This window comes from Phocaeicola sp., from assembly GCF_057861905.1.
In genome coordinates this window covers 1-18,463 of record NZ_DBMACV010000045.1, presented here as the reverse complement: position 1 = coordinate 18,463, position 18,463 = coordinate 1, and the positions used below count along the sequence as shown (strand labels likewise).

The 18,463-nt window shown below is 41.3% G+C and carries 15 protein-coding genes; 10 read left to right on the top strand and 5 right to left on the bottom strand.

What is annotated here, in order from left to right; translation table 11 throughout:
* The first annotated feature begins 7 nt into the window (after positions 1-7).
* The 9 genes from lolA1 (at position 8) to ACZM60_RS09695 (ending at position 11,347) form a co-directional block, all read left to right on the top strand.
* A complete protein-coding gene (gene lolA1 / locus ACZM60_RS09735) occupies positions 8-616 on the top strand; it encodes an outer membrane lipoprotein periplasmic chaperone LolA1 (RefSeq protein ID WP_021970952.1) in 609 nt (202 codons plus the stop codon).
* 177 nt (positions 617-793) lie between these two features.
* Positions 794-1,741, top strand: coding sequence for a thioredoxin-disulfide reductase (trxB, locus tag ACZM60_RS09730; protein WP_021970951.1), 948 nt, complete (start codon positions 794-796; stop codon positions 1,739-1,741).
* Between the two features lie 33 nt (positions 1,742-1,774).
* On the top strand, positions 1,775-4,591 hold the full coding sequence (locus tag ACZM60_RS09725) for a M16 family metallopeptidase (protein WP_489521399.1): 2,817 nt from the start codon (positions 1,775-1,777) through the stop codon (positions 4,589-4,591).
* A 20-nt stretch (positions 4,592-4,611) separates the two neighbouring features.
* Positions 4,612-6,096: a DUF5687 family protein gene (locus tag ACZM60_RS09720; RefSeq protein ID WP_489521398.1), complete on the top strand. Its 1,485-nt coding sequence runs from the start codon at positions 4,612-4,614 to the stop codon at positions 6,094-6,096.
* A gap of 17 nt (positions 6,097-6,113) precedes the next feature.
* Positions 6,114-6,815 (top strand): ABC transporter ATP-binding protein, encoded by a 702-nt coding sequence (locus ACZM60_RS09715; RefSeq protein WP_489521397.1) that lies wholly within the window; start codon positions 6,114-6,116, stop codon positions 6,813-6,815.
* 379 nt (positions 6,816-7,194) lie between these two features.
* Positions 7,195-8,652, top strand: coding sequence for a fimbrillin family protein (locus ACZM60_RS09710; protein ID WP_418587262.1), 1,458 nt, complete (start codon positions 7,195-7,197; stop codon positions 8,650-8,652).
* 6 nt (positions 8,653-8,658) lie between these two features.
* Positions 8,659-9,495 (top strand): fimbrillin family protein, encoded by an 837-nt coding sequence (locus ACZM60_RS09705; RefSeq protein WP_021970946.1) that lies wholly within the window; start codon positions 8,659-8,661, stop codon positions 9,493-9,495.
* A 279-nt stretch (positions 9,496-9,774) separates the two neighbouring features.
* The gene (locus tag ACZM60_RS09700) at positions 9,775-10,308 is read left to right on the top strand and encodes a C40 family peptidase (protein WP_021970945.1); all 534 of its coding nucleotides are present in this window, start codon (positions 9,775-9,777) and stop codon (positions 10,306-10,308) included.
* A gap of 10 nt (positions 10,309-10,318) precedes the next feature.
* Positions 10,319-11,347 carry a DUF4858 domain-containing protein gene (locus ACZM60_RS09695; RefSeq protein WP_489521396.1) on the top strand — a complete coding sequence of 343 codons (1,029 nt, stop codon included), beginning with the start codon at positions 10,319-10,321 and terminating at the stop codon, positions 11,345-11,347.
* A gap of 85 nt (positions 11,348-11,432) precedes the next feature.
* On the opposite strand, the gene ACZM60_RS09690 is transcribed toward ACZM60_RS09695, so the two are convergent.
* Together ACZM60_RS09690 and ACZM60_RS09685 are read right to left on the bottom strand one after the other, a co-directional pair.
* Positions 11,433-11,807, bottom strand: a complete 375-nt coding sequence (locus tag ACZM60_RS09690) for a DMT family protein (RefSeq protein WP_021970943.1) — start codon at positions 11,805-11,807, stop codon at positions 11,433-11,435.
* A gap of 115 nt (positions 11,808-11,922) precedes the next feature.
* The gene (locus tag ACZM60_RS09685; protein WP_489521395.1) at positions 11,923-12,729 is read right to left on the bottom strand and encodes a helix-turn-helix domain-containing protein; all 807 of its coding nucleotides are present in this window, start codon (positions 12,727-12,729) and stop codon (positions 11,923-11,925) included.
* Positions 12,730-12,807: 78 nt separating this feature from the next.
* Between ACZM60_RS09685 and ACZM60_RS09680 the strand changes: the two genes are divergently transcribed.
* Entirely contained in the window at positions 12,808-14,133 is a 1,326-nt protein-coding gene (locus ACZM60_RS09680; protein ID WP_489521394.1) for a DUF6198 family protein, read from the top strand.
* A gap of 124 nt (positions 14,134-14,257) precedes the next feature.
* Here ACZM60_RS09680 and ACZM60_RS09675 read toward each other — a convergent pair whose 3' ends face one another.
* From ACZM60_RS09675 to ACZM60_RS09665, 3 genes are all read right to left on the bottom strand, one after another.
* On the bottom strand, positions 14,258-15,091 hold the full coding sequence (locus tag ACZM60_RS09675) for an agmatine deiminase family protein (RefSeq protein ID WP_489521393.1): 834 nt from the start codon (positions 15,089-15,091) through the stop codon (positions 14,258-14,260).
* 7 nt (positions 15,092-15,098) lie between these two features.
* On the bottom strand, positions 15,099-15,830 hold the full coding sequence (locus ACZM60_RS09670) for a hypothetical protein (protein ID WP_489521392.1): 732 nt from the start codon (positions 15,828-15,830) through the stop codon (positions 15,099-15,101).
* Positions 15,831-16,118: 288 nt separating this feature from the next.
* Positions 16,119-18,140 (bottom strand): TonB-dependent receptor, encoded by a 2,022-nt coding sequence (locus ACZM60_RS09665; RefSeq protein WP_489521391.1) that lies wholly within the window; start codon positions 18,138-18,140, stop codon positions 16,119-16,121.
* Positions 18,141-18,463: the final 323 nt, after the last annotated feature.

Genomic DNA, 18,463 nt, shown 5'->3' with positions numbered 1-18,463 from the left:
AACAACTATGAAACGTATTTATTTCTTTATACTGGTATTTACGACATGTGTATCGGTTGTGTTTGGACAAAAGGACACAAAAGCCCAAGCCATACTGGATAAAACAGCAGCAGCCTATCAAAAGGCTGGAGGCATAGCCCTTACTTTTGGAGGGACACAAAAAGGGACACTCCTACTAAAAGGATCTTGCTTCTATCTTGACTGCGCCGGAATAAAAAGTTGGTTCGATGGGAAAACCCAGTGGAGTTATGCCCAACAAAATGAGGAAGTAACTGTATCCAATCCCTCCGCTGAAGAATTACAAAGCGTCAACCCATATGCTTTGATAACATCGTATAAAGCCCTGTTTAACTATCGCTACACAGGAACCAAAACACGTAACGGGAAACAAGGACAAGAAATAGTTCTTACCCCACGACAAAAAGGAGAAATCAAATCAATTACACTTTCCATATCAACCAACTATGAACCGATATACATTGGTGTTCAACTATCCAACGGAAATATACAGGATTTCAATATAACCTCCTATCAAACACATCGTAACCTAAACATTACTAATTTCCGTTTCGATGCAAAAAAATATCCCAATGCAGAAATTATAGATATGCGATAAATCCACTAAAGAAACGATAAAGAAGCCCCGCCGAAAGTCCGACGGGGCTTCTTTCGTAAAAAATGTTTCTTTATAGCTTAGTTTGCTGTCAAAAACGTCTATCCAAACGAAAAAAGAAGTATCTTTGTTCAATTAATAAAAATGAATATATAATTTTTTTAATTTCTCAATTTTAATATGACAACAGAACATGTAAAATGTCTGATCATCGGATCAGGACCAGCCGGATACACAGCGGCCATTTACACCAGTCGTGCCAATCTTTCTCCTGTCCTCTACGAAGGAATCCAACCAGGTGGACAACTTACTATCACTACAGAAGTTGAAAACTTTCCCGGTTACCCGGAAGGCGTAACAGGTCCTGTACTGATGGACGATTTGCGCAAACAGGCAGAACGTTTTGGTACAGACATTCGCAACGGCATCGTAACGAAGGCAGACTTAAGCCAGGCTCCATACCATTTCATGATTGATGACGAAAAAGAAATTACAGCAGATACGGTTATTATCTCTACAGGAGCAACAGCCAAATATCTGGGATTGGAAGATGAAAAGAAATATGCCGGTATGGGTGTCAGTGCATGTGCAACATGCGACGGATTCTTCTACCGCAAAAAGGTCGTTGCCGTAGTAGGTGGAGGTGATACAGCTTGCGAAGAAGCTATCTATCTTGCAGGACTTGCTCGCCAAGTATATCTGGTAGTTCGTAAGCCGTTCTTACGCGCATCCAAAATTATGCAGGAACGTGTATTGAATCATCCGAACATTAAAGTATTATTTGAGCATAATGCTGTTGGACTTTATGGTACAGATGGTGTAGAAGGCATGCACGTTGTAAAGCGAATGGGTGAAGCAGACGAAGAACGTTACGACATAGCTATCGACGGTTTCTTCCTGGCTATCGGTCACCAGCCAAATTCTGCCATCTTCAAGCCATGGGTTAAAACAGACGAAACAGGCTATATCATTACAGAAGGAAACTCACCGCGAACAGGCGTTCCAGGTGTATTTGCAGCAGGTGATGTAGCCGATCCACATTATCGTCAGGCTATCACCGCAGCCGGTAGTGGTTGCAAGGCAGCAATTGAGGCAGAACGTTATCTGTCTGCCAAAGGTTTACTCTAAACTATAGAAGTTAACTAAAATACATATTTAATTATGAGAAGTTTCATAAAAAAAACATTTGCCGCTATCATCCTGATAGGAGGAACCGTTACAGTCTGTGCACAACAGATGCCTCCTCTCCCAACCGATCCGAATGTTCGTATTGGTAAATTAGATAACGGTTTAACTTATTACATTCGCCACAATGCGCTACCAGAAAAGCAAGCCGACTTCTACATTGCCCAAAAAGTAGGTTCTATCTTGGAAGAAGACAACCAGCGTGGTCTGGCTCACTTTTTGGAACACATGTGCTTTAATGGTACAACCAATTTTCCCGGGAATGCTTTACGCGAATACTTGGAATCTATTGGCGTGAAATTCGGTACCAACTTAAATGCCTATACTGCTATCGATGAAACAGTATATAATATCGACAACGTACCAGTTATCCGTGACGGTATCATCGATTCTTGTTTACTGATTTTACACGATTGGGCCGATGACCTGACTCTTGATCCGAAAGAAATAGATAAGGAACGTGGCGTTATACATGAAGAATGGCGTACACGTACTGGTGCTATGATGCGTATGTACGATACCATATTCCCTAAAATGTTTGCAGGAAGTAAATATGCCTACCGCCTTCCTATCGGCTCAATGGATATCATAGACAACTTCCCTTATCAAGACCTGCGCGATTATTACGAAAAGTGGTATCGTCCCGATTTGCAGGGAGTGATTGTTGTCGGCGATATTGATGTAGACCAGATTGAAGCCAAAATCAAGAAAATATTTGGCCCAATCAAAATGCCGAAAGATGTAGCAGAACGCAAATATTTCCCCGTTCCCGACAACAAGGAACCAATTATTGCTATTGCTAAGGATAAGGAGCAGCAAATTAATCAAGTATATGTATACCATAAGCACGACCCGTTCCCCGAAGAAATGAAGAATACTGTCGGCTATCTGGTATACAACTACATGACCGGCGCTATCTCAAGCATGCTGAACACCCGTCTTCAGGAACTTACCCAGACCGCCACTCCTCCATTCATCAATGCCGGAGTAGAAGACAATGATTTTGTTCTTGCCAAGACAAAGAAAGCATTTGTAGGTGTAGCTATCTGTAAAGACGACGGAATCGCAACAGGGCTGTCTGCTTTGATGCGTGAAATAGAGCGTGCACGTCAGTTCGGATTTACAGAAGGTGAATATAACCGAATGAAAGCCGACTACCTGCGTGCTATAGAAAATGCTTACAATGAACGCGACAAGATGAAGAGCAATCAGTTTGTAAGCCAGTATGTATCAAACTTCATCAACGGCGATCCTATTCCAAGCATTGAAGACGAATATGCACTCATGACACAGATTGTGCCGAATATTCCTCTCGACAATGTAAATCAATTGCTGAAATCGCTGGTTACCGACAGTAATACAGTCGTAACTTTATTCTGTCCCGACAAACCGGAAGTAAAACTTCCTACAGAAAATGACATAAAAAAGGTACTTGCCGACGTAAAGGCTGAAAAACTGGAACCATATGTCGACAAAGTTTCTAATGAACCTTTGATGAAAGAAACTCCTGCAGGAGGTAAGGTAATCAAGACTGAAAAAGGCCCGTTCGAATCGACTATCCTTACACTGAACAATGGTGTACGTGTTATTCTGAAATCGACTAACTTCAAAGCAGACGAAATCAGAATGTCTTCATTCAGCCGTGGTGGTACTTCACTGTTCGATGAAAAAGATGCCTTGCAGTTCAAACAAATCAATGACGTTGCTGGTCTGGGAGGTTTGGGCAACTTCAATGTAGTCGACTTACAGAAAGTATTATCAGGAAAAGTAGCCTCAGCTTCTGCTTCAGTCAATACACTGACAGAATCAGTATCAGGTAAATGCTCACCAAAAGATCTGGAAACAATGTTGCAGTTGACTTACCTCAGCTTTACAGCCCCACGTATGGATTCTACAGCATTCGAATCATACAAGAGTCGTCTGAAAGCACAGCTCGCTAATATGGAAGTCAACCCGAATGTTGCTTTGAGTGATACCTTGAGAAAAGAATTATATGGTGACAATCCTCGTATATTACGTATCAAAGCTGATATGGTCGACAAAACCGACTACCAGAAGATTATGGATATGTATAAAGACCGCTTCAAAGATGCAAGCGACTTTACATTCATTTTCGTAGGTAACATCGATCAGGCTACTGCCACTCCGCTTATCGAAAAATACCTCGGTTCTCTTCCTTCTATCAATCGTAAAGAAGATTTCCGTGATGTAAATCTGGACATCCGCAAGGGTGAACACAAAAATGTATTCCATAGAGATTTACAGACTCAGAAAGCTACTGTATGTATTATCAGAAGCGGTGAATGCGAATACACGCTGAAAAACCAGTTAATGATGAGCATGCTTTCTCAGCTGCTGACCATGGAGTACACAGAAACTGTTCGTGAAGATGAAGGAGCATCTTACGGAGTAGGTGTATCAGGCGACATCAGCTTGTACCCGAAAGCAGAAGCCACTCTTCAAATCTCGTTCGATACTAATCCGGAAAAACGCGCAAAGATGAGCGGTTTGATCGACAAAGGTATCAATGACTTTATTGCTAACGGTCCGAAAGCAGAAAACCTGAAGAAAGTAAAAGAATATATGCTGAAGAATTATGAAGCTAACCAAAAAGAAAACGGTTACTGGATGAATATCCTGTACAGCTACTTCTGGGAAAATACAGATATGGCAACCAAATATGCCGACACTGTAAATCAAATTACATCGGCCGATCTTCAGCAATTTGCTAAAGATTTCTTCTCACAAGACAACCGCATCGAAGTAAGCATGACTTCAGGCGATACGAAGTAACACTCCAAACCTGATGAATTATGCTCTTCGTCGAAATACGTAAAAACCGGAAACTTGCCGCACGGCGAAGTCCGATGTTCGAAAAGAACCGTTTTGCAAAGGTTTTCATGTATTGCGGAATAGCATTCTGGGCAGCATATCTCCTATTTATAGGGGCTATGCTGCCCTCTGCTTTTCAAGAGAGCTTTCCTGGCATGGAACCTTACCACATCCTCAACCAAGGATTGATCATTATCCTGTTTCTCGACTTTCTGATACGCTTCATGCTTCCCACTCCTGTACAGGAAATTAAACCTTATCTCTTGCTGCCGGTTCCTAAGCAAAAAGTCATACTTGCTTTTCTGGCCGAGAACCTATTTCGTTCCATCAATCTCTTCTGGCTATTTTTGTTTATACCCTTTGCCCTGATAAGCATTACACGCTTTTACGGGCTGACCGGTGTAGTGGGATACCTTCTGGGTATCTGGCTCATGATTGTCATGAACAGCTATTGGAGCATGCTGATCTGCGTACTCAAGCGAGATAAGTTCATTCACCTGTTTTGGAGTATTCTTGTATACGGTATATTAGCGTTATTGGAATTTCTGCCGGAAACAGGACTTGTCAGCACTCTGACGATGAACTGGGGAGAAGGCTTTATTCTCTGGAATCCGCTGGCTTTCCTCGGAATCATCGTACTCATCGGTCTGCTTATCTACATAAACGACCGGGTACAACAACACCTCATCTACAAAGAGCTTGCGCGAACAGAAGACGTCAAAATCAAGCATATCAGTAGTTACAGCTTTCTCGACCGCTATGGCAATGTAGGAGAATACCTACGTCTGGAATTAAAAATGCTGCTCCGCAACAAAGCACCCCGCAGCCAGTTCTGGGGCTTCTTTTTCATCATGTGTATGTTCACAATCGCTCTTGCCGGCAATGTATACGGCGACAACAGCTACATGAACAATTTCATCTGCCTGTATTGCTACTGCATACTGGGACTGATGACACTGAGCCGTATTATGACATTCGAAGGCAACTACATCGACGGACTGATGGTCCGGAAGGAAAGCCTCTACAATATGCTGCGAGCCAAGTACTATCTGCAATGCATCTTTCTGATTGTTCCCTTCTTATTCATTCTCATACCAGTATACATGGACACCATTCCTCTGCTCATGTCGATAGCTTATCTGTGCTTTACAATGGGAGCCATATTCCCCATGATGATGCAAATGACCGTCTACAACGACAAGACTGCCCCACTCAATACCAGTGCCATAGGCAAACAGCGAGGTAGCAACATGTACCAAATGCTCATCATAACATGCGCCTTCGGCCTTCCGCTTCTAATCAACAAAGCACTCACCTTGTTTCTCGACGAAACAACTGCTTACATTACACTCATCGTACTGGGTTTGCTGGGATTCATTACCCATCGGTACTGGATACAAAACATCTATATCCGACTGATGAAACGGAAATACCAGAACATGGAAGGATTCAGAAACACACGTTAATGTAGAAAAAGAATATTATGGACATAACAATAAACCAACTCAAGAAGGCCTACGGCAGCAAAGTAGTCCTCGACATAGAACAATACACCATCCACAGCGGAGAAATCATCGGACTGGTAGGAAACAACGGAGCCGGAAAAACTACTCTGTTCCGACTGATGCTCGACTTGCTGAAAGCCGATGAAGGTTCCGTCCGTATCGGAGAAATCGAAGTCAGCAGCAGCGAACAATGGAAAGGAATTACAGGAGCCTATTTGGACGAAAGTTTTCTGATAGATTACCTGACACCCGAAGAATATTTCTATTTTGTAGGACGCATGTGCAACCTCAATCGTCAGACCGTTGACGAACGACTGGCAGCCTACGAACGATTCATGAATGGAGAAGTCTTAGGACAGAAAAAACTGATTCGCAATCTTTCGGCCGGCAACAAGCAGAAAGTCGGCATACTCGCAGCTTTGCTGAATAATCCGAAGCTGATTATATTAGATGAACCATTCAACTTTCTTGACCCAAGCTCCCAATCAGCTTTAAAGCAACTGCTGGTAACATACAACCAATCCACCGGAGCAACCATTCTCGTATCCAGCCATAACCTGAATCACACCATAGACATCAGCACCCGCATTGCTCTTTTGGAGCACGGCAAACTGATACGAGATATAGATAACACCGATGGCAGTGCCGGCAGCGAACTGGAAACCTATTTTGCTATATAATTTTCCATGGCTCAAACGAAAGCGTAACGAAACAGGAAAAACTGTCAGTTACGCTTTTATCATATACAAATATCACTTTTTTTTACTACATAATAAATACGCATAAAACGCACAATGTAAATATTTAAAAACATATCATTTACTACATATTAAGAACATAGTATTATGACACGGACAATTACCCCACCATTAAAGGAAAGAGAGATCAAGTCATTTCACATAAAAACTATCTGATAATCTTTACACTCCTCTTATCAACAAATTTTGACAGCATAGTAACACTCTATGTCATTTTAGTACAAAAAGAGCCTCATACAATTTTCTTTTTTCATTACATTTGGATATATTTGTAAATAAATTATTAATTCACAATTATACTATGAAAAGCGTTAATGTTTATTTTATGTCATTACTTATAGGTAGTATGGCATTATCTTCATGTGGAAAGAATGAAGTTGTAGAAAACGAGAACGAAGTACCTGAAGGAATAGACAACATAGTCAGCTTCCAGGCACAACTAAATGCACCATCAAGAGCGACAGACACAAAATTCGACGCCAATGATCAAATCGGAGTATTTGCAGTTGCATCCAGTGGATCTAACGACAAAGGAATTATCGCTGATAGAGGGAACTACGCCGACAATGTAAAATATACCTATGATGGGACAAAATTCACGTCGGCAAATGGCATAGAAATAGAAGAAGACGGACAAGAATATTTCTACCACGCTATATACCCATATACCTCTACTGCATCCAGCAGCTTCAACTTTCGTGTTCAAGATGACCAACGTGGTGATAACTACACACTAAGTGATCTTTGTACTGCCCACACGGGAGCAACGTCATCTACACTTGTACAACTTAATTTCAGCCATAGGCTTTCAAAAGTAATTGTTAACCTTACAGGAAACAACTGGCCATCTGGTGATAGATTATTAACCATAAAAAATGCCAAAGTAAGTGCAACAGCCAATTTAAACAACCTGACTTTTACCAGCACTTCAGTTAGCGGAGACGTTATCTGTACAGACAACGGCACCAATAGCTTCAAAGTAATACTTCCTCCACAAACAATCTTGAAAGACGACCTATTTGCTACTTTACAAATTGGAAATACAGAATATTCCGTAAGCCTCAGCAATAACTTAGAATTAAGATCTGGTGTTCAAGCTGAAATTGCTCTATCATACAACGATGATAAAGCCATAGTCGAATTTGTAGGTGACATTAATCCTTGGGATGAAGTAGATAACAGATTCAACGATGTAGTTCCGGCAGACATAAGAGAGAAACTGGAAAAATATATTACGATTTATAATGGCGTGAATCCACCTAACGTAGAAGGAGTCTATTTAGTAGATCCGTTTGTTACCGTATATTGTGAAGATGAAGGTACAGGTGGCTATGAGCCGGGCGATCTCGTTGCTTCCAATTATATTAAGCTCAGCAATCAAAATTTCACCAACAATACCCTCGACTATGAGAACATGTCAGTTTCAGGAAATAGTCATTCTACAGGTGAAGGTGCTTTTATCAGTGGCAGTGGCAACAACTTTACTGCATTTTTTAATACAATAGGAGAAAGTTCTGACATTTATACAAAAACAGCTTTGGTTATCTCAGGAACCAAATCAGCAAGCGGCATCCAAAATTTACAATATGCCTTTATTATGGTAGAAAAGGGATATGACCCTAACGAGGTTTTAATGAAAGAAGGCGTTTTCAGAGTCTTTAAAGATCAAGACGGTTTATCTATAAACACTTCATGGCCTAGTAGATCTATATCTATTCCTTCAAAAGCTATATATGATATATTCAGTACAAAAAAATAAAATTCTATGAAACGGAACATTCCTCTTATGTTTGCTCTTTCTTGCTGTTCACTCATAGCATGTACCACTGACACAAACATGCCAGAAAGTCCAAAGGATTACGTTTCATTTTTCCCATCAGGGGCTCAAACAAGAGCCTCTGATACAAAATTTGAAAACAGTGACCAAATTGGAGTTTTTGCAATGAAAGATGACGGATATATAACAGCCGGACAAATTAATTATACTAATTATGCCAATAATATACCCTACCAATATATAGAAAATTCAAAGTTCACTCCTATGGGAAACGGAATAGAATTACCTTCAGATGGTAGCAAGTTATATTATTATGCAATATACCCCTACTCATCTAAAACCAGTTCCAATTTTACATTCGAAGTCTGGACAGATCAAACGGCATACAATCATTACACGACAAGTGATTTAATGATAGCATATACAACTTCATCTTCGGATGAAGAGAACATAAATTTATCTTTTTCCCATTGCCTGAGCAGAGTTATAATTTCCCCCAAAGGATTTAACGAAGTATATAGCTTTACCTTAAAAGACATGTATTATAAAGCTAATGTAAACCTGAACAATAAAACATTTACAAAAACAGGGAATAAAGCAACTATAAATATGTGTGCGAATGGTACCAATTCCTTCAAAGCCATTATGCCACCTCAAACCATTACAGATGGAATGATGTTCGGTTATATGGAATGTAGCGAAGGCAATTACAATATCACAGCATCCGGCAACATTGAACTACAAGCAGGCAAGCAAACGGAAATTTTTGTATATGCCAATGAAAGCAGAGGCCAAAAGCATTATATCGCAGTACAGAAACTTTAATAAACAAAATAACGAATCCATTCATAACTTAAATTACAGCATTACCAATCAATCTGCAAGTAGAGATACAATACGTATCGAAACTTGCAGATTTTTTATGTATATGCCCCAAGAAAGGAGCAAAGCAAGCCTCCAAAGTCATGAACTAAAAATTAAATCCCGTTAAAATAAGCATCCGCAACCTTTTAAATAAACAAAAAATCCCCACACAGTTCGGTCAAATACATTCTCATTTACTCCGATTATTGTATATTTGTCCAAATGTCAACAAACAAATATATGTATCAAACAAGCTACCCCATTCGCCTTATCTGCCTCATCGGAATACTGAGTACCATACTATTTACGTCATGCGGTACTCGTGCTCCCCGGTACGATTACCGGGAACTGGCTCAAGCAGCCATTCGCCTCGACATGGATATAGCTATGGAAGACAACCATCGCCTGTATATTGAATCCTCTCAGTGGATAGGTGTCCCTTATCGTGCCGGAGGCAACACAAAAAGAGGAGTAGACTGTTCCGGACTGACATACAACATCTATAAGAAAGTATACCACAAACATTTAAAGCGCAATTCCGACGAACAGCGAAAAACAAATTGCCGGAAAATAAGCAAAAACAAACTTCAGGAAGGCGACCTTGTCTTCTTCCATAATGGGAAAAACAAACGTACTGCTACCCATGTAGGCATTTATCTAAAAAATGACCGCTTCATCCATGCCAGTACCAGTCGCGGCGTCATTGTCAGCCGACTGGACGAACCTTATTACCGCAGAGTATGGATGCAAGGCGGAAGAGTAAAGGGTTTATAAAGCAATCATTATGCCATCTACAAAACACATAGCAACATATTTAGGCTTATTGGTCCTTGCAGCCGAGGCTACATCACTTTCTGCACAGACAACAAAGAAAGAAGAAGAAATCAAGCTGAATGAAGATGTCATTAAGATGATACAGTTTGACTTTACTCCCAAAGAAAACCAATACAAGCCACTCGACTCTCCGATGGACAAGAAATGGATGCAGTTTAAGGAGGACCTGTCCATGCCACGCAGCATGATCGACTCCACACGAGTAAAGAAAATAACAGGCTATATCCGTGCTGAGCCCTACACAATTTGGACAAAGTTCGGAGAAAATCCCGTATACGATGTCATGCCTACCATCGAGAAAAAATGGAAGATATATTGGAACATAAATCCTAACCAACAACATCGTAGAGAATATGGCAGAGATTTAAAGCCCGTTCCCGGTGAAACATACTTATATGTCAACTCTCCGGCAGGTCCCGGTGTCAGCATTTCTGTCGACTTCGACAAGTTGCTGTACGAAAGTCTGACAAAGCGTGGACGTGCTATCAAGCACAACCGTACCCACGCCGTTGCCTGGAAAAAATATGCCAACTATATTCCAACCAAGCAAGATCATGCCGGACTCGATAAATATATTGCAAGCAACCCATCATCAGCCGACAGTACACAAGTCCATAATACCGACGAAGATATTCTTTCCTACGACGACAGTTATCTGTACCCGGACAACGATTCACTGAAGCTGGAAGCTCCCGAAATCACTCCAGCCTTTCAGTCGATGCCCTTGCTGCCTGTATACACAGCACAGCCCGACTCTATTTCACCGTCGCAGACCGACAAGCAACCAGAAAAGCAGGAGAAAAAAACAAAAGACAAACCACGTCAGCCCGAAGCACTTCCCGACTACCAGCGCTATATCCGGCAGCGGGCAGCCGAAGATTCCATTCGCCGACAGGAGTTCTTAAAGCGAGATAAGACAAATCACAACGTATACGACGTAGAAATGCAAACCCGCCGCTTACGTGAACAACAGAACTGACAATAACTATCACAAAAAAAGTGCGTCACGATATCACAATCATGACGCACTTTTTTCTATAATGCGAAAAATAATAACTTTTCAATTACTTCTTAAACACAAAGTATACAGCCAGAATCAAGCAGCAGAAAGCAGCCAGATGATTCCATTTCAGCTCCATCTTAAAAGCAATCATTGAAAAGACAGTAAATACAGTAAGCGTTATTACCTCCTGAATCACCTTCAACTGCATGATGTCGAACGGTCCGCCACTATCCTTAAATCCCAACCGGTTGGCAGGAACCTGCAAACAATACTCAAAAAAAGCAATTGCCCAACTAAAAGCGATCACCCCGATCAGCGGTAACGCAGCAAACCAACTGAACTCTTCACGCATTTTCAGGTGCCCATACCATGCAAATGTCATGAAGATATTCGAGAACACCAATAACACAATCGAATATATACCTTGTGAAACCATATTTAAAAGCATTTTAAAATCGGCTGCAAAGATAATCTTTCCCAATGAAATATGACGAAATTCCAATCGGATAATTTATTTTCCGGACAACAAACAGTAATCCATATCTCACGTGTTAAAGGTTCCGGATATATTCAGAAGGCGATTCCCCAGTTATCTGCTTAAACACCCGGCTAAAGCTGTTAGGCGAATTGAACCCCACTTCATAAGCCGTCTGCTCAATATTCATAGCCTCATCCGTCAGTATTTCAATCCCCCTGACAATTCGCTGATAATTGAGATAATGCACAAAACGTATTCCCGAATTAGTAAATAAGCGAGTCAGATTTCTGACAGAAAAGCCAAAGTAAGATGCCACACGTTCAATAGTCAAGTCCTGATTTAAATTAGACTTTACATAATCCAGAACAGGCAGCAAGCGAACATCCTTAGGAATAATAAACGGCTGAGCCGGAAACGATGCCTTTTTACAAATGTGAGGTAACACACCAAAAAATCCCATTGCAAAAGCAAAAATTTCAGGCGTACGATTCCAATCAATAAGCTCATGCCTGCTGATAAACTGCAAATTGCGAGCCACCAGTTCATCCGTTTTATAAATGGCAAAACAATCTTCCCCTGCATGCTCCATGCAAAAATAACTGGTAAGCAACGATATCTGACTATTATTGCTCGACAGTCGATGCTCCACTCCACGCGGAATCCAAATCAGGTGACGTCCTGTTACAAAGTAGCTACTCTCCTCCACCTCCACATGTAGCGTCCCCGACAATATATATATTATCTGATGACGATTATGAGTATGAGGATGCAGACTGACCTCCTCACGCCCTGTCACCTTAGTCAAAATCTCGTCTGCCGGTACCTCCTCTATCAAGGAAATACGCTTTTCTGTTACCGAATCTTGTGGCGTAAATTGCATTGTTTATTTCTTAATCTGTAGATTAGGAACAAATTTAATTAAAGAAATTTGCGCAGTCAAATTAAATAATAAAAATTCATGGAAGAAAACCGCACAAAAAGCAAAGCAGAACTTCTGCGCCGATACCTCGTATTTGGTATCTCACTGCTTGTCATAGCATTTGGAATAAGCATCATCACCCGTTCCGATTTGGGAACTTCACCGATAACGAGTGTCCCCTACGTGGCAAGCCTCAACACCCCCCTTTCCTTAGGTAGTTACTTTTTCCTTTTTACTATTATCCTGATATGTCTACAAATGCTGCTATTGGGGAAAAAAGGCATTATGGAACGAAAGATGGAACTGCTGATGCAGTTTCCGGTAGCTTTCGTCCTGTCTGTTTTCACCGACCTGACCATGTGGATAACCGCCAGCTACGTACCTCAACTTTATTATGTAAAAATCATCTCATTGGTCATTGGTTGCATGATACTTGCCTTCGGAATCTGTCTGGAAGTAATTGCCGACGTAACAATGATCAGTGCCGAGTACACCATACAGTTCGCCACATTACGTTTCAAAAAAGAATTCGGAAACATAAAAATCTGTTTCGATGTATCGCTGGTACTTATTGCCGCCCTCTGCTCATGGCTGTTGAGTGGCCGTATCGAAGGAGTTAGAGAAGGAACTATCATTGCAGCACTCATTACAGGACCATTTATACGTCTGATAATGCCCCGCCTGATCTTTGTCCGTCACTGGCTGGCAGAACCGGAAGTCCACAAAACAACCGCTCCTACAGCAACAGAAGCCAGCCTTCCGCTTGTTATCACCATCTCCCGCGAATACGGAAATGGAGGTCATCAGGCAGGAGAACTGATAGCCAAGCAATTGGGCATCGCCTTTTACGACAAAGAACTAATCACATTGGTGGCCAAGGAAAGCAATTTCAGCGAAGACTTCATTTCACAAAACGAGCAGAAACTCCCCAGCTCATTGCTTTACCAAATGATTATGCAAGATTATGAGGCCCCACTCAGCCGAAGCCTTTCATACGACGACGCTTTGTTTGTAGCCCAAAGTCGAGTTATCCGTCGCATAGCCTCCGAAAAGCCATGTGTAATCGTCGGTCGTTGCGCCAACTATATTCTGAAAAACCGTCCCAACACCATCAATTTATTTCTTTATGCCGACATGTCACATAAGATAAACCGAGCTACTGCCGAGTACGGTATCCCCTCTGCACAAGCACCCGACACAATTGCCAATATCGACAAAGCACGACAAGACCACTTCTTCCACTACACTGGTCAGCATTGGGGCGACGCACGAAATTACCACGCCACTTTCGATACAGGCATGGTTTCAATCGATCAGGTTGCTAAAATTACCAAAGAAATATGCGAATCCTACTCTAAAGCATAGATACCCTATGCTTAGAATTGCACCATAACTGTTTTCATTTCCAAGTCACGCTTAGCGGAGTATCCCGTATAAACGTGACTTTTTTACTTATACATCACACAACTCATCATAGCATAAGTTTCCCTCACTTTTGCTCGCAATACCTACACCAAGTAACACAATTCAGCCCTCCTCCATCTTTTACAAGAGAAGCTATATTTATCTGTTCTACTACACTATTCGGATAATATAGCTTCACTTGAGATAATGCCAACTCATCCTCCTCTATATTAAAAGCAGGCAACACGATGAGATTTCCAACTGTCAGAAAATTGATATATGCCCAGCTACGAGAATCCTTCTTTTTCACATCATAAGACAACATTTCAACTTCAAACTTTTTAGATAACCTTTTCACGACCTCCTCACAATATTCCCTATCATAATCTCGATAATTAGTCATTAACACCGCCGTATCCGACAGTGGCTTGACAATCCCATCCGAATGCCCATAGATTTCATACCTATCCCACGGAATAAATACCACTTCGCATTCAAGATGGTTTTGTATCTTCCTTTTCAGCCATTTCTGCGATACCCCCGGATTCTCATAAAAGACCTTCTCAGTCATAATTGCTTTATCAGCTATTTTGACCACATTACCACCATCAATAACAAGGGAAGACTGCTTTATTTTAATATTCATACATCTACTTACTTCCTCTGAATCTGTGATATATTTACTGTTACAAACCTTCTTCAGTAAATAGTCTGGTCTGTATATATAACAAAGATACCTGTCCGCATCTAGTTGCAAAGGCATATAATCTCGGCACCACACATCCCTTGTTGCGGGTATTATACCATAAGCAATATGATGTTTCTTGAATATCTTTGTCAAGGCCACATACACTTCATGATAATCTTTTTCAAGCCATACTGACATATATACGGCATTTGCTTTATAATCGGGAATCATACCAATATTATTTCACTTTAAAATTCCACTTTCTAAGGCATTGTTTATACATCTTGTTAGTAGTTGCACATCCTTCTCCTTTAGAAGCAGGTATCTTTTCCACTTTATTCTTTTCTTTTTTTTCATATTCCGAAACATTGACTCTCACTTCCGAGCCCTCTTCTAATTCTATAGGATTTTCACCATCAACCCATTGTATACTGAAACCATCAAAAACAGAAAACTGCGAATAAAGTGCGTCATATAAATAAGTTGGCTTCGTCACAATATTTCCCCTACGATTTCTCTTTAACTCCAAATAATCCATACAATAGTTATCCTCTACCTTTTTACTATCGTCTATACGAAATTCCCTAATCAATGCTGACATTCGTATGGCATTTTGGGGATTATCTCCTTTTTCAAATGTTATATCAATACCCGATACATGATTATGCAGTATTCCTAATGGGAAAAGAGATTTATCCATCTTACCATCATCACTATTTCGATGATAGACAACATAATCCTTGATCTTATCATCCCCATCACCCTCTTCATGATAATATATTTCAACGCATGTAGGATGAACTTTCACACAAGAATTACTGTGGCTTTTCTGTATCAAGAAATAGCCACTTAAGATTTGCTGCGCTATATTCCTAAATACCTCCACTATTTTATTTTCTTTATCAACTCCTTTTAAATTACCAATCTGTGCATGCAAATCAAACGTTTTAATTTCTTCTTTTAAATTCATATTTTATATAATTATTTTATTAATATATTAATTATCAGCGAATTGCATATAGCAAAGGTATGATATCTTTCTAAAGCAGCAAACAAATCACACTACTTTTTTCATCATCCAACGATGCATCCATCAGCAAGTAACAGATAATAAAAGGCTGGCCTCACAAACGAAACCAGCCTTAATAGAATTCTTATTTTACATGAATATCAATCGGAATATTTACCCTCAAACAGATATTACGCCCCATAGCCGAAATACCCTGGCGACCTGTAACCTTGTTGACTTCGGCATATTTCAAACGCGAAAGATGAGAGATTGATATACCTTGTCAAAAAGATTCTGACAACAAAGACTCAGTTCAATGCAGTTATGACCGAAAACATGCAAATCCATGCCGGCTGCTAAATTAAAAACAGCATAGTCGGGAGTAGCCGACTCTGTATTATCGAGCGCATAATAATTGTCCTGACGAAGATTGTACTCCATACCCAAGCTGACAAATGTACGTCTGCAATGTTTTTGGGCAAAATCAGGAAACTCATATCGAAGATTACACGTCCATCGGGGCGCAGGCATCATCGGAAGATTGCGACTCTCGGCTGTTTGATTCAACTGAATACCACGTACGTACGAAAACGTATTCTCAATATGCAAAGGATTTACCGGATGTACATCTACAGACACTTCTCCCCCCATCAGACGTGCATTTCCCTGACGATACTGATAGGTACGATAACCTTCCGTTTCATAAGGAAGTCGGCCCAGGAAGATATAGTTATCAATCCAATTGCTGAAAAGAGATGCGTTGACAGCCACATAACGTGACGTATAATCCATGCCGAGATCGACCTGCATGCTGTATTCCGACTTCAAGTCCCTGTTCCCCAGTTCATACTGAATACTACCTTCATGCACTCCATTCGACAAGAGTTCACTGACAGTCGGTGCACGGAAACCACGAGCCAGATTCAACCGCAGATTCATCCCTTCACTTACGTTATACACTGCTCCAAGACTTCCGGTCACTCCGGTAAAGTCCTTACCCAACGCTTCAAAATGCAACTTTCCATCCTTCTCCGCCGTTTGAGTATGCAAATGCCGGTTATCGATACGCGCGCCTCCCGACAGACTCCAGCGTCCTATCTGTTTATTGGCCGTAAAGAAATAACCAAAATCAAAAAGACGATAATCAGGGATGAGCATCTCTTCCGCCTGATTCAAGTTCCGCTGCCACATACCATTTACCCCCGTAGCAATACTCCAGTCATTGGCAAGCGGCAACTGATACCGCAAGTCATAGTTCACCGTATGCAATCGCATAGCCAGTTCCGCTTCATCCATAGCATCTTCAAACTCCCTGCGATAGTTCTGCTGATAACCCACAATAGCCTTCAGCATCCCGTCTGCGATGTACCACGCATTGTCGCTCACCACTTTGGTATGAAGCACCCGCTGGAAAGGCAAATGCCAACCGTACGCTTTCGGAGAATTCCCCTTTTCCCATACAAGCTGTCCGCTTTCCTCGTCACGCACTCCCTCAGTAATACCGGGAGTAAAATTCACATGCGAAAAACGCAGCCACGAATGTCCCCAGCGCTTCTTAACGCCTGCCATCGCCTGTACATCCCGTTCCTTAAACCAAGAACCAGGCACATATCCGTCGAGTGCATTCTTGTAGCTATGAGCAGCCTTATCAGCATAGTGCACGTTCCACATCCATCCATCGATGTTCCCTGCAAAACCAGCATGATAGTTGTACAGACCATTGTTCGACTGATATTCTCCACCAACCTTTGCCTGCATAGTTCCCTGCATGAGCGACGGTTCAGGATGCAGAATCATGACACCGGCAATCGCATCACTGCCATACATTAGCGAAGCCGGTCCTTTCAGAATTTCTACCGAATGGACTCCCTCGGCATCCACCTCCAGACCATGTTCATCACCCCACTGCTGACCTTCCTGACGTATCCCCTGTTCTATCACCACTACCCGATTATAACCGAGTCCACGGATAATCGGCTTACTGATACCCGCTCCCGTAGAAATTTGGGAAATACCAGGCTGAAACGCAATAGCATCCACTATATTGGTACCGAACGATTGGTGCAACCTTTTGGGCGAAATAACCGAAAAAGCTATGGGAGAATCCTTCATCCGTTGTGTACCTGTCAATCCATAAACCGTCACTTCACTCAATATCGCTTCCGTTAGCGATATACTATCCTCGTAGCATGCGCTATGGTCATGCCGAACCTGTGCGAATGCTGTGGCACATACCTCCAGCAGACACACTATAAATATGTATCTTTTCATTCTTTGTTCTATTATAATTGCATAAATAAACTCTCTTTCCCCTTCAGCAGGACAAAGAGTATCAAACCGTATTATAATAGAAAAACAGGAGGAGCCCGGGGGATAATGCTGCATCTGCTTACATCCAGAATGGCGGCAACAAAGCACATGCAAGGTTGCTGATAGCCGACAGGAATAACATTTAGCTGAACACCCTGCGGCTTACAGAAAGGAGAAGAGAACAACTACGTGAGTTCGGGATAAGAAAGTATCTTTAAAAGTTGGTAATCACCGAATTATTTTGTATATTTAAGTCTGACAAACAATTAATTACAAATTAACAA

What these genes read in the sequence shown, in the direction of transcription:
- ACZM60_RS09720 (WP_489521398.1), top strand. Translation starts at nt 4,612, where the DNA reads ATGCTCTTCGTCGAAATACGTAAAAACCGGAAACTTGCCGCACGGCGA.
- ACZM60_RS09700 (WP_021970945.1), top strand. Translation starts at nt 9,775, where the DNA reads ATGTATCAAACAAGCTACCCCATTCGCCTTATCTGCCTCATCGGAATA.
- ACZM60_RS09705 (WP_021970946.1), top strand. Translation starts at nt 8,659, where the DNA reads ATGAAACGGAACATTCCTCTTATGTTTGCTCTTTCTTGCTGTTCACTC.
- ACZM60_RS09710 (WP_418587262.1), top strand. Translation starts at nt 7,195, where the DNA reads ATGAAAAGCGTTAATGTTTATTTTATGTCATTACTTATAGGTAGTATG.
- ACZM60_RS09680 (WP_489521394.1), top strand. Translation starts at nt 12,808, where the DNA reads ATGGAAGAAAACCGCACAAAAAGCAAAGCAGAACTTCTGCGCCGATAC.
- ACZM60_RS09725 (WP_489521399.1), top strand. Translation starts at nt 1,775, where the DNA reads ATGAGAAGTTTCATAAAAAAAACATTTGCCGCTATCATCCTGATAGGA.
- trxB (WP_021970951.1), top strand. Translation starts at nt 794, where the DNA reads ATGACAACAGAACATGTAAAATGTCTGATCATCGGATCAGGACCAGCC.
- ACZM60_RS09690 (WP_021970943.1), bottom strand. Translation starts at nt 11,807, where the DNA reads ATGGTTTCACAAGGTATATATTCGATTGTGTTATTGGTGTTCTCGAAT.
- ACZM60_RS09715 (WP_489521397.1), top strand. Translation starts at nt 6,114, where the DNA reads ATGGACATAACAATAAACCAACTCAAGAAGGCCTACGGCAGCAAAGTA.
- ACZM60_RS09670 (WP_489521392.1), bottom strand. Translation starts at nt 15,830, where the DNA reads ATGAATTTAAAAGAAGAAATTAAAACGTTTGATTTGCATGCACAGATT.
- ACZM60_RS09665 (WP_489521391.1), bottom strand. Translation starts at nt 18,140, where the DNA reads ATGAAAAGATACATATTTATAGTGTGTCTGCTGGAGGTATGTGCCACA.
- lolA1 (WP_021970952.1), top strand. Translation starts at nt 8, where the DNA reads ATGAAACGTATTTATTTCTTTATACTGGTATTTACGACATGTGTATCG.
- ACZM60_RS09675 (WP_489521393.1), bottom strand. Translation starts at nt 15,091, where the DNA reads ATGATTCCCGATTATAAAGCAAATGCCGTATATATGTCAGTATGGCTT.
- ACZM60_RS09695 (WP_489521396.1), top strand. Translation starts at nt 10,319, where the DNA reads ATGCCATCTACAAAACACATAGCAACATATTTAGGCTTATTGGTCCTT.
- ACZM60_RS09685 (WP_489521395.1), bottom strand. Translation starts at nt 12,729, where the DNA reads ATGCAATTTACGCCACAAGATTCGGTAACAGAAAAGCGTATTTCCTTG.